This is a genomic window from Herbivorax alkaliphila (assembly GCF_030848475.1).
Taxonomy (GTDB): Bacteria; Bacillota; Clostridia; order Acetivibrionales; family Acetivibrionaceae; genus Herbivorax.
The window spans coordinates 1-12,567 of record NZ_JAVDDS010000069.1 but is presented as its reverse complement, the minus strand read 5'-3'; the positions used below and the strand labels follow the sequence as shown (position 1 = coordinate 12,567).

15 protein-coding genes are annotated in these 12,567 nt (G+C 29.7%); 1 reads left to right on the top strand and 14 read right to left on the bottom strand.

Annotated elements, in window-relative coordinates:
* Positions 1–161: 161 nt before the first annotated feature.
* The 5 genes from RBH29_RS16265 to RBH29_RS16245 all read right to left on the bottom strand — a co-directional run bounded on the left by RBH29_RS16265 (position 162) and on the right by RBH29_RS16245 (position 5,009).
* A complete protein-coding gene (locus RBH29_RS16265) occupies positions 162–1,931 on the bottom strand; it encodes a vWA domain-containing protein (protein ID WP_306698051.1) in 1,770 nt (589 codons plus the stop codon).
* Between the two features lie 113 nt (positions 1,932–2,044).
* The gene (locus RBH29_RS16260) at positions 2,045–2,812 is read right to left on the bottom strand and encodes a hypothetical protein (RefSeq protein ID WP_306698050.1); all 768 of its coding nucleotides are present in this window, start codon (positions 2,810–2,812) and stop codon (positions 2,045–2,047) included.
* Between the two features lie 53 nt (positions 2,813–2,865).
* Positions 2,866–3,633: a hypothetical protein gene (locus tag RBH29_RS16255; protein WP_306698049.1), complete on the bottom strand. Its 768-nt coding sequence runs from the start codon at positions 3,631–3,633 to the stop codon at positions 2,866–2,868.
* Between the two features lie 140 nt (positions 3,634–3,773).
* The gene (locus tag RBH29_RS16250; protein ID WP_306698047.1) at positions 3,774–4,400 is read right to left on the bottom strand and encodes a vWA domain-containing protein; all 627 of its coding nucleotides are present in this window, start codon (positions 4,398–4,400) and stop codon (positions 3,774–3,776) included.
* A gap of 111 nt (positions 4,401–4,511) precedes the next feature.
* Positions 4,512–5,009: a hypothetical protein gene (locus RBH29_RS16245; protein ID WP_306698046.1), complete on the bottom strand. Its 498-nt coding sequence runs from the start codon at positions 5,007–5,009 to the stop codon at positions 4,512–4,514.
* 163 nt (positions 5,010–5,172) lie between these two features.
* On the opposite strand from RBH29_RS16245, the gene RBH29_RS16240 reads away from it, so the two are divergent.
* Entirely contained in the window at positions 5,173–6,612 is a 1,440-nt protein-coding gene (locus tag RBH29_RS16240; RefSeq protein ID WP_306698045.1) for an IS4 family transposase, read from the top strand.
* 79 nt (positions 6,613–6,691) lie between these two features.
* On the opposite strand, the gene RBH29_RS16235 is transcribed toward RBH29_RS16240, so the two are convergent.
* From RBH29_RS16235 to RBH29_RS16195, 9 genes are all read right to left on the bottom strand, one after another.
* Positions 6,692–7,018 (bottom strand): hypothetical protein, encoded by a 327-nt coding sequence (locus RBH29_RS16235; protein WP_306698044.1) that lies wholly within the window; start codon positions 7,016–7,018, stop codon positions 6,692–6,694.
* A 39-nt stretch (positions 7,019–7,057) separates the two neighbouring features.
* Complete coding sequence (locus RBH29_RS16230) at positions 7,058–7,744, bottom strand: hypothetical protein (RefSeq protein WP_306698043.1); 687 nt, start codon at positions 7,742–7,744, stop codon at positions 7,058–7,060.
* A gap of 203 nt (positions 7,745–7,947) precedes the next feature.
* A complete protein-coding gene (locus tag RBH29_RS16225; protein ID WP_306698042.1) occupies positions 7,948–8,358 on the bottom strand; it encodes a hypothetical protein in 411 nt (136 codons plus the stop codon).
* A gap of 334 nt (positions 8,359–8,692) precedes the next feature.
* On the bottom strand, positions 8,693–9,349 hold the full coding sequence (locus RBH29_RS16220; RefSeq protein ID WP_306698041.1) for a hypothetical protein: 657 nt from the start codon (positions 9,347–9,349) through the stop codon (positions 8,693–8,695).
* A gap of 175 nt (positions 9,350–9,524) precedes the next feature.
* Complete coding sequence (locus tag RBH29_RS16215; protein WP_306698040.1) at positions 9,525–9,965, bottom strand: hypothetical protein; 441 nt, start codon at positions 9,963–9,965, stop codon at positions 9,525–9,527.
* A 79-nt stretch (positions 9,966–10,044) separates the two neighbouring features.
* The gene (locus RBH29_RS16210; protein ID WP_306698039.1) at positions 10,045–10,395 is read right to left on the bottom strand and encodes a transposase; all 351 of its coding nucleotides are present in this window, start codon (positions 10,393–10,395) and stop codon (positions 10,045–10,047) included.
* A gap of 1 nt (position 10,396) precedes the next feature.
* Complete coding sequence (locus tag RBH29_RS16205; protein ID WP_306698038.1) at positions 10,397–10,579, bottom strand: hypothetical protein; 183 nt, start codon at positions 10,577–10,579, stop codon at positions 10,397–10,399.
* 122 nt (positions 10,580–10,701) lie between these two features.
* The gene (locus RBH29_RS16200) at positions 10,702–11,463 is read right to left on the bottom strand and encodes a hypothetical protein (protein ID WP_306698037.1); all 762 of its coding nucleotides are present in this window, start codon (positions 11,461–11,463) and stop codon (positions 10,702–10,704) included.
* A 55-nt stretch (positions 11,464–11,518) separates the two neighbouring features.
* On the bottom strand, positions 11,519–12,190 hold the full coding sequence (locus tag RBH29_RS16195; RefSeq protein ID WP_306698036.1) for a hypothetical protein: 672 nt from the start codon (positions 12,188–12,190) through the stop codon (positions 11,519–11,521).
* Positions 12,191–12,567: the final 377 nt, after the last annotated feature.

The window sequence follows — 12,567 nt, the reverse complement described above, 5'->3', positions numbered from 1 at the left end:
TAAAACAGATTAAACTTTTTTATTATATTGCACAAGTGGTTTTAAAACCACTTGTGCAATATAATCTTCTTTTAAAAATCTTTTGCCAAACTACTGTATTCAACATAATATTATTTTAACATTATAACAACTTTTTTTAAAACAGAAAATACATATGTTTTTTAATAGAATAGTTCATCACGTTGTCTGTAACCAATACTATACTCTAAGAAAAAATATGCACTATAATCTTCTTCGTCGATATATACATACCCCTCAAGATTTAAATAATCACCTGGAGTAATAAGAGGTTTTTTAGATTCTCCAGCAGTTAATTGATTTATGTTTTCGTTCTCGTCTTGCTCATCATAATCTCGACCATCTGCTGGAAATTTTTGACCTAATCCTTCACTCGGGACTATGTTATCATCATAAGAAGAAGAATGCCCTTCTAAATATGTAGTGATTATATCCCATGCGTCCTGAGCCTCTTTTAAATACGGAATATATGAAGCCGCAACCCCAAATAATTGATAAAAGTCAGTATCTATTTCAACAATCTTACTATACTTTCCTGACATTAATTCTCCGTTATATACATTTTCATCTTCTACTTGCATTGCCATTTTAATATCTTCTACAGTAAGCTTAGCCCAATCAGTTCTTTTTATTTTATTATTTATATGATTATAATGAATTACAAAGTTTTCTTTTAGCTCAAGCTTAATTTTTGACTCGTTTTGAAAATTAAATGCCTGTCCTATTCTAACTTTACTTGCAGATAGTGTATAAAATATTCGACTAATATCAATCTGATAACTTATACCGCCGTTGTCATATACATTAGCGTGCATAGTCCATACGTCTAAACAATCACCAATATTATTTGTTTCAGTATAATAAGCTTTCTTTTCAAGTGAACTGCCTAAAGGAACATCATTCCTAGGATTTATCATTTCTACACTTCCACAAGTAATATGGAACAAATCATCAAAGTTCTCATCTAATTTTAATTCATCTAAGCAATACCATACCCCTTCTTCCATTCTCTCTAAATCCTCAATGAATTCATTTAAAACTGCTAATCCACCTTCTACTTTTTGAACATCTATTTTAGCTTCCTCATTATCTGCATAAGTAGAATCCCTTAGAGAAAAACTTTTTCTGCTGTAAATATTATCAACCTCATCTACAACTGGGTCACTCCCCTCTTTATATAGTGCCGTATCAAGTTCTACACTTATTTGGGATTTAGTTCTCCAAAAACCATCATGGGCAAATCTCAAGTTCCTTGGATCAGGTAGGGCTGAATTTTGTCTGTTACTTTCCAAAATCTGATTTTGTTTGCGTTTAATTTCAAAGACTTTTTTGAAGTTACCACCCAGATCTATTAAAAAACTTAAATCCCCACTGGAACTTGTGTTTGTCAATGACATAGCTGAAAATTGCATATTATCAGTTGCTGGTGCCGACATAGTACTAAGTTCAGTATTTGTCTCAACGTAAAAATGCTCACCTCCTGAATTTTTTGAAATATGCTTCATAAGGTCTAAGTCTACCTCTGAACCTAATGCAATTGTATTAATAATTATTCCCTCTTCTTTTAATTCTTTTGCTACTAAAGCCTCTTCTCCTCTTCTTACATTTGATTCTCCGTCAGTCAGTAATATAATAATTTTGTGACGATTGTCATCATTAAAAAGTCCTGCTGCTGTTTCTATTGCCTCAGAAATATTTGTTCCACTGTACTGTGGATTATACATTGTTCCAAGTACATCTTTTAATGATTCGTGATCACTTGTAAGTTCACTTTTTACATATGCCTCTGATGCAAATTCAACTATACCTACTTGTTGTGTTGGCTTTAAGTTCTTAATAAAATATTTTGTTTCACTTATTCGCAAATCTTGTGGGTCATATGTATCCATACTTCCTGACTGGTCTATTGCCAATACAATATCAACTCCTAAGTCAGAAGGTATACTCTTACTCCCAGCAACAAACTGACCTAAATGTTTTGTAGTACCAGTTATAGTTTGATTAGTCCCATCAACACGAACGTCATCTAGTTTTCTGTTTTCCGTCCATAATATCTAAATTCTTTATTAAATTCATCAATGGTATATCCTGCTTCCAAAAAGCAATCTACCCAGTTTTTTTCTAAATTGCAAATATAATTTTTAAAATCATCAGAATCAGTAATACATCCGTTATAGTGGTTCTCTAAATATTCTAGGTCAGTTATTATTTCACCATCTTCAATAATCACTCCTCCTAATTCATCAATCGCATTAACCCAAACTTCGTGTATATTATGAATAAACTCAAACCTTTCTCTAATAGAATCATCCAACTCTACTACTGTATCTTGTGCCTTTAATGGTTCGTTTTCTTCGCTTTTTTCTAACAATCTAGTGTAGAAATGCAATATCCCACTGCTACTATCCCATCTAAATCCTTTATATTTATCCCTTTTTTCATTTTCTGGTAAACCTTCATTTAATTTATCCTTATTTTCTTCATAATACATGCCATAACAATCCAATTTAACTAACCCTAATTCAATTAAATTTTCAATAAAATTAAAAAATCTACGAGAGTAGTCTTGTCTAGGTAATCGATAATACTGATCTATTCTAAACACACCACTTTCTAGTATCTCTTCTGTTATATTATAATTTTTCACACTTTCTGTAGTTACGTCCATTATATGGGTGTTCACCTTGTTTGAAACAAAGTTTTCATATGTTTTACGATTTCTATACTGTATAAAACCAGATACAATTAATGATATAATTATTAATGCTGATATTACTATTGTCTTTTTTGACATTATAATCTCCCTCCCTATTTAACAACAACTATATTAAATACACCTTAAATGATTTACTCCAGCAACTCCGATATAGTTTCCACTCCATGACTGTCCAAAAATTCTCTAGTGTTTTTTTCTATGTCCAATGCTACATTTGCCCATTTTATTTGAGCCTCAATAAATCGCCAGTCATCTCCAAGATATTTTTCTTTCATTTCATCTATAAAACCAAACCCACTTAATGACCTCTCATATACGTTCCCATTAGCATCTCTATCTTCTAAAGTATGAATCTTATATTCTAGCCAATCAATATTTCTTTCTATTGAATTCACCCACATATCATTTAGCTCAGCTAAATATTCTATTTTAGTTCTCAAATCATCGTCTAAAACCTTTAAAACATCTTCAGCACGACTATATACGTACCATTGTTCATCCAGCATCAAATGAAAAAAAACACCTATCTCTTCCATTGTCGTTTTTGTTATTACTTCTCCATCTAATGGCTCTATAACGCCTAAGACAACTCCATCCTTTAATCTTGTCGGAACAAAATCCAAAATAACGTTGCCCAAAAATCTGTGAATTCTATAAGCATCATATTTACCGACATACCCCTTATTCAATATATCCGCATATCTATTTCCTGAACTAGAAATATGTCTAGAATCAGAATTAAATCCACCATACCGTGTATAACTTAAAAAATTTCTTTTTGTAAATTCACGATAATCATTTCTTAAACTATATTCGTTATAATTAAGAAATACAAGGACAACTATTGTAATTACTAATACACTTTTTAAAACAATAAACATTTTATTTTTAGCAATCATAAAAACGACCTCCTGAATTCTTTTGATATACCCTAATCATTTTATTTATATTATAGAACATCAATGTCTTAAATAACACTAATGTTCTATAATATATTACCATTTAAGTTCCTAGTACCGAGGTGTACCCACCGTATATGTTAAAAAATAATTCCCTCTTCTTTTAATTCTTTTGCTACTAAAGCCTCTTCTCCTCTTCTTATATTTGATTCTCCGTCAGTCAGTAATATAATAATTTTGTGACGATTGTCATCATTAAAAAGTCCTGCTGCTGTTTCTATTGCCGCAGAAATATTTGTTCCACTGTACTGTGGGTTATACATTGTTCCAAGTACATCTTTTAATGATTCGTAATCACTTGTAAGTTCACTTTTTACATATGCCTCTGATGCAAATTCAACTATACCTACTTGTTGTGTTGGCTTTAAGTTCTCAATAAAATATTTTGTTTCACTTATTCGCAAATCTTGGGGGTCATATGTATCCATACTTCCTGACTGGTCTATTGCCAATACAATATCAACTCCTAAGTCAGAAGGTATACTCTTACTTCCAGCAACAAACTGACCTAAGTGTTTTGTAGTACCAGTTATAGTTTGATTAGTCCCATCAACACGAACGTCATCTAATTCTTCTAATTGCTGTGTTTCTGGATTGGCATAAAAAATTGTCAGCTCATCATCTGCTATGCTACCTAAATCTGACTTATTATATGAAATTCTAATTTGAGCAGATTCAATTGGAAATTCTCCATTACTTACTTCCACTGGATTTCCTACAATACCTTCTAAATTATTAAGAAGTATCCTCTTGTAGATGTCTATCTCTTCTAACTGTTGATTTTCAAGATTTACATTAAAATAGTTGACTTTATAATTTTAATTATCTCTGACTATCAATAATTCCTCAAGTATGCTTGCTCCTAAAATCTCTAAAAAAATATTTGGCTCTGTCTCAAATCGTTTCTCTAATGAGCGACGATCTTCAACTATACCTTTTCTTTGAATCAAATCTTTTTCTTCTTCATATAAGTTCATCCAATTTGAAGTGGATAAGTTCACACTTAAATCTTCTAGTGCTTTCCAAGTCTCTTCTTCCAGACTTTCTATAAAGTTAATCCAGTCATCGTTTTTAAAACTATATCGTCCATAATAATTATCATAATCCTCTAGGGTAGTTAATAACTCTCCATCTTCAATTACAACTCCTTTTAAATTATCAATTGAATTAATCCACCCATTGAATAAACGATTAATTGTTTCAAATTTCTTTCTCAGTGGTTCATCTAATTGAACCAAAACTTCTTCACCTTTTAGCTTCCTTCCACCGTCATATTCTACTCTTAAAGCAGTAGAAAAATGTCTTATTTTTGTCATACTATATACTTTTTCTTCAATATTTACTTGAGTTTCGCACCTTGAAAAATCAATAAAAAACCCTTGCTAAAACCAACAAAAAAACTCTTAAAAGCCGCACAATCACTGAGTTTTATGGTATAATTAGTTTACGATACAAATAAACCAAAAACGGAGTGATATTATGCGGCAAAATGTAGACGAAATAAAAAAAGTACTTGATAAACACGGTTATTCAATTAATAACATTATATTCGATGTTATGAAAAAATTCAACTTCAAAACCCTTTGCTGGAAATCAGGAATTTCTAAAAAAGCTGGATATAGTGCTACAGAAATAATTACATTATTAATTATGTTCCCACTTATGATTTTAAGTAGTGTACATGCATTTTATAAAAGTGAATATCAAAAAATAACTGAAATGAAAAAAGATGTGATTTATAGATTGAAAAATAATGATAAACTACCTTGGAGAACACTACTTTATAAAGTATCAAAGAAATTTCAGCAACTGGTTAACCCACAAAAAGAAGTAGCTGTTAATTCTGCTTTTATAGTAGATGATACTATTGACGAAAGGGCTGGTTACAAAATAGAAAATATTTCATTAGTATATGACCATGTTGCAGGGAAAACAGGTACAAAATACGGTTTTAAACACTTAGTTCTGGGTTTTTTTGATGGTAAAAGCATATTGCCTCTAGATTTTAGCATTCATAAAGAAAAAAAACTAAACAAAAAGAAACAAAAAAATCAATTTAAAAAAACGTGTACTAAAAGAAGTGCTGGCCTAAAACGCAGAGAAGAATGTAAGGTTGATAAAATTACAGGTGCAGTAGCACTTATTAAAAGAGCAGTAAAAAATGGATTTATGGCAAAGTATGTCCTTACTGATAGCTGGTTTACAAGTTTAGACTTTATAAAAAGTATTAGAGGAATTAAAAATGGTTCAATGCATGTAATTGCAGGAGTTCGCAATGATTTCAGGAAGTATTTATACAACAATGAATCTTTAAATGGAAAACAGTTAATAAAAAAACTATCATCAGAAAGAAAACAAAAGCGTTGCAGACGTTGGAATGTAAGGTATTATGAAGTAATAGTTCATTATGAAGGAGTTGGTGATGTAAAATTATACATGTGTCGTTTTCCATATCAGAAAAAGTGGAGAATTTTTATATCTACTGACACATCTCTTAGCTTTGTAAAAATGATGGAAACGTACTCCGTTCGCTGGACTATCGAAGTAATGTTTAGAGAGTTAAAACAGCATTTGCAGTTTGGTAAATGTAAATCAAGAGATTTTGATGCTCAGATTTCAAGTGTTACAATAAGTATGATACTATATGTTTTTCTGTCGTATTTTAGGAGAATAAATGCTTATGAATCTCTGGGAGAGTTGTTTGAATTAGCAGAAAATGACCTACGAGAAAAAACCCTTGCACAAAGGTTTTGGGAATTGTTTGATGAATTATTGCAGACTATTATTGATCTAATATCTGAATTTGGAACAGTTGATATTATTAACTTTAGAAAATCACCTGAGTATGTGTATATAAAAGAATTATTTGAAGAGTCATTTTTGAGCAATCAAATGTTTGAATCTAAAAACTCTGCTTAAATATCCAATTTGGAAAATATACAGATGCATTGATATCAGCGTAATTAATGAAAAAGCTTAACTATTTAAAGTATTACAACTAGGGGTGCGAAACTCCAATATTTAAATCATAACCTTTTAATTTATATACCGCATCTTCAATTCGAGAAATATTCTCTACAGGGAAAAGTAAATTTCTATACCAAATATCCACCTGATCTATTCTAACTTCTCCAGTCTCTAATATCTCTTCTACGATTTTGTTATTCTCTATTATTGCATTAGAAACAATCCTAAATATATCTTGATTTATTCTTGCTGAGATATGTGCTTCAAGTAATTTTTGCTCTCTATACTTAATACCCATTGTTAATGTCAAAACTATAACTAATCCAACAATCAATATTAAATAATATTTTTTAAGCATATTCTTTCTTCCTCCCTATATAAATATTAATTTAACACTCTATTGTAATAGCTCTTTAATATCATCCACATTATATTTCGCTAAAAATTCTCTTGTATCTTTTTCTAAATCGCTAACAAAATCAATCCAGTAATTTTGCAATACTATAGGCTTAAAATTTCTTTTAAAGTATTTTTCAAATTTTTCCCTACTCAATTCTCCATCTTCAATCCACTCAAGATTTCTTTCTAAAGAGTTCATCCATAAATCATTTAACTCATTTAAATACTCTATTTTTTCTCTTAAATCATCATCTAGAACTACTAATATGTCATCTTTTTCTTCTCTTGGTATACTCCGACGACCATCTAAAAGCGATACAAAAAAATCTCCAATTATAATCATATTGTGCTCATTAACTATATCATCTTCTATAATTTCTTGCTTTCTTAAATTATTAGCATATCTAAGGTAATCTGGGACTAACTCTTTATTATTTCGAAAATAAATAACTATAGACGCAGCATCACCCTTTTTAATATGACCTTCTTCTAGTATTGTTCTATATAGTTCTGTTTGATTTGTAATTTGCCTTACTATTTGTCTTTTTTCAAAACTCAAAAAACTAAACTCATTTTTAGTAAATTCATCATATTCTTTTACAATTTGATATTTATTGTAATTCAGGTAGATAAGAATAAAAACAAGTATTATAAGTATTAATGTTATCTTCTTTTTTTTATGCACTTTAGCACCCCCATCAACAATGCGTAATTTTAAAATACAACAAATACTTTAGATTGTAGCATGTCATATTTAAAGTTCTAACTATGACATGCTACAATTTTATAAAAATTATAAGACTAGTGAAGTATATTAACACTATAGTCTAATGTATGCTTCATAAAAGTCTTCTGAACTATACTCATGCCCTATTCCTCCTTTAAGCTTCATTTTGTCTCCACCATCACTACCATCTCCATATGAAAAAAAAACCCTTTAGACTCACCCCAAATAATCTGAACAGGATCGAATCCTCGACTCTCATAATCATCTAATTGTATGTCATAACTCCTTGAACCATGACTTTGAGATTGTCCTAATTCATCACTTCTTTCTGTTTTAGTTCCTCTATCATCTTTAGTATCAAATAGCCTTATAAACGCCCATATGTCTTCAATTAATTCTCCTGCATCAATTAAATCTTTTATAAATGGAACTTTTTTTGCTGCTGGTACTAACAATTCATAATCATCAACATCTTTTTCCTTACTAAAGACTTCTGAAAGAGTGCTTTCGTAAAAAACATTTCTTTTTTCTGTATCTAATTGTATAGCCATTTTTATATCTTCAAATTTCAATCCTCTGTTAGGTATTGCTTTTACAGTTTGAAAAAGAGGATCATAGATAACCTCATAATTATTTATTACACTTAGTTGTAAATGTGTCTTATCTCTACTTTCAGCACTTATAATATATCTTCTATGAACTAGGTAGGGCTAAATTTTGTATATAACTTTGCAGAATTTGATTTAATCTATTTTGCAATCTAAAGATATCTCTGAAACTTCTGTCTAAATCTATTGGATTAAATAAATTCCCACTCAAACTTGTGTTTGTCAATGACATAGCTGAAAATTGCATATTATCAGTTGCTGGTGGCGACATAGTACTAAGTTCATAATTGATTAGTCTCTAATTTTCATTCCCCAATAAGAGTTCTTCCATACTATCAACTCCATAGTATTCCAATGTCTTTCTTGTCTCTTCTTCTAATCTTATACCAAAATTGTCAAAATCATCATTAAAAGCCTTTACAGTGTTATAGTTGTCTTCTAAGTTTTCTATATCAGTTATTACTTCTCCATCTTCAATTATAATGCCTTCCATGCCATCAAGTGCTTTAAGCCAGCCTTTATACATATGATGAATCTTTTCAAATTTATCTCTTAAAGAATCATCCAATTCTACCAATACCTCTCCTCTGCTTATTTTCCCGTATTTATCATATTTTTTTGATAATTCTCTATTAAATTCATATATACTATCTACAGTTTCTTTCATCAACCATACCCATTCCCATTCCTCTTGACCAGTTGAAAAAGAAGCATACCAATTAAAACTCCCCTGTAACCCTGAAGCAATATTTTTTTTACGTACTGTATTTGTTTGTAATATTTCATTTATATCTTGATAATCTGACGGTATCCGTCTAAATATATTTTTTATAGGCCTAACTATATCAGTATTACTATAATCCCGCTCTTTATTATCTCCGTTTTTCACAAAAATCAATGATACTAATATTACACCTGCTAAAAACCCTATAAATATAATTTTTTTCTTTGTCATAAACACTTCCTCCATTTGCTAAATAAATATTATTTTATGCTTTATATTACTATATTGCATTGTATGTTTAGCTCAAAAATCAATCTATTATTTTCCTCAAAAATTTTAGTTTATTTTCACATCATAACAAAAATCATGCATTTGATTTTTGCTATGATGTGCTATAATGCAAAATTTAGTTTCTGCCAACACTGTAGTCTAATATAAAATATGCTGAATATTTATTTTGTGGATCTTCTGCTCCAACACTTCCTGTAAGTGTCATGAAATCTACAGTATCTCGAACACGAGGAAATGCTGGTATAATAAGAGAATCTTTTGATTTTCCATCTATAATTTGAATAGGTATAATACTGTACGAATCAGCCCATTTTTTCTGATCTTCATAATTGTTATCAAACCTGCTTGTTTTTCCATCAGGTGATATCACTCCCATAGATTCTGGATCCGCAAGCATATCCCTGTAAGTCTCTATAAAATCCCAAACATCATCAATAACAGCTACAGCTTCCTTTAATTTAGGCACTCTTGATATTATTGGATGAAGGAATTCGTATTGTGACGGTGGATCTTTCTTATCACTAAATCGTCCATCAATATTAATTTTACTAAACACATCTTTTTCACCATTTTTATCTTTTAATTTTTAGGATCCTTCGAATTAAACGCCTCTTCTTTCAAGTTTTATAGAATAATCATGCCAAATTCAATTCAAGAACCGTCCCTAATTTTACATATTTTATTTTCCTGTCTAAACTCTTTTCACTAAAATTACTCTTCTTTGAGTTACATGCCCTAAATTTTGAGCCATCAACTGCAACCACTTCCATGCCAAATAAATCCCAGCCCTTACATAAAGAGGCTAACTGGCGAAATACATTTTTTATAGCTTCTTTATTATCTTTTCTGAATTGAGCAATTGTCCTATAGTCTGGTTTTAGCTTTCTAAGAAGCCACATCAGTTCAATATTCCTGCTTGATTCTATTTCAAGCCTTCTTGATGACGTGATCCTGTTCATGTACCCATACATAAATAGCTTTAACATATCAGCAGGGTTGTAGTCTTCCTTGGTTTGATTCCTCAGCAAGCTTAAAACCTAAATCTTTTAAGTTCAATGAATCAACAAAAGCTTCTATTACCCTTAGAGGGTTTTTGTCAGTTATATAATCATCTATATACTGTGGAAAATCTATTCTTCTTTTCCTATTTATACCCTCAATATATCTCATAAACCCACCTTCTTCCTAACTTATCCAGTAGATTATAGCATATATATGATTTTATGTTAACCAATTTCTAGGGTATTAGCACAACCTGCCGTCCCTAAGAACCGCCCCTAGTTTTACTTGTTCTATTCAATCAAAAATAGTTCATCCAGCATTTCTGAACCTTCATTTTCCAATCTTTTGCCTGATGTACTCCAACCTTCTTTTTCATCAAAATATCTCAATGTTTTTCGTGTTTCTTCTTCAATATTTCTTATAAAATCTACCCAATAATCACTGTTAATGCTGTATTTTCCATAGTAATTTTCTAAATACTCTAAATCAGTTATTACCTTTTCATTCTCAACAATAACTCCTTCTATATTATCTACAGCATTAATCCATCCCTTATAAAGATGATTAATTATTTCTACTTGTTTTCTTAATGAGTCATCTAGTTCAACTAAAATTTCCTCACCTTTTGTCTCATTATTCTCATCATACTTATTTTTTAATTTATTGCAAAAAACCTGAACACTTCTTATGCTCTCAACTTTTATTCTAGGACTGTTTATCCCACCAAAAACTTCCATATATATAGTGACATCTTTTATATTTGCTTCAAAATGCTCTATTGCATGAAAAAATTGCATCATAGAAATGGTATCAATAGTTAATCTATATAATTGATTGGTTTGAATTACATTAGTTTCTAATATTTCTTCAGTTATATTATGGTTCTTTTCTATTAATGAAATTAAATCCATTATGTCAAGATTTAGTTTTCTTGACATGTATGCTTCTATCTGTTTACGCTCACTATATTTATCATAACCTGATATAGTTAGAACTGTACATATGCTTAAAATCAAACAAACTGATAAAAACAAATATATTTTTTTTGACATAATACATTTTCCTCCCTATAATCTAAATAAAAAATGAGTACTTAACTCAGGTAAATTATTTAAGCAATTCTTTTATATTATTTACTCCATACCTATCTAAAAAATCTCTAGTCTCATTTTCCATGTCTATAACTAAATCAATCCAATATGTCTGTAATACTAAAGGTTTCTTCTTGTCTTCCAAATATTCACTAACTTCAACTAAACCAGTTCTTTTACCCTCTTCAACCCATTCAATATTTTTATCTATTGAATTAAGCCATAAATTATTTAATTCATATAAGTATTCTATCTTTTTTCTTGAATCATTATCTAAAAATACTATAATATCATCCGCATAATCATAATTAATCCTCCATCTTTCCTCTAACATCAAGTGAAAATATTTATATATTCCTTCCATGGTATCTTTTGTAATAATCTCTCTGTATAAATCCTGCGACCCATTTAATGCTTGGGCATGTTTTGTATATTTATTAGCAAAATTCTGTTCTAACCTTGCATTTCTTCGAAGCATAAAGGCTTCTCTTATTGTAATATATTCATTCTTTAATATATTATTGTATATATCTCTGCTTTCTGCATATAATATTCCATTAAAACCTACAAACTCCCTCATTGTAATTTCATCATACGCATTTATTAGCTTATATTCGTTATAATTAATTAAACTCAGTATTAAAATTATCAAAAAGGATATAGCTAGCAAAACTATTTTTTTTATCAATTTAAATACCTCCCTCCAATATAAATAGAAATTTAAAATACATTATCTTTATTTAATTATTTTAACACACATGTGTTTTGATTAAAACACATGTGTGTTAAATTGATTATTTTTACCAAACTTCTATGTTTAACGTTTATATTGTATTCCTTACAATACTCATTTTGAAAAACATAGCTATTCTTTTGTGTTAAAAGGTGTTATAATCTACACCACTTTACTTAACATAAACTATTCTTTGTAATTTTTATCAATCATATATAAATAGTTCTTTATCACCAACACTGTACTCCAGAATAAAAAATGCTTCGTATTCTCCACCATGATATACTTCACCTTTAAGATATATATTGTCACCAGGCATAATAAGAGATTTA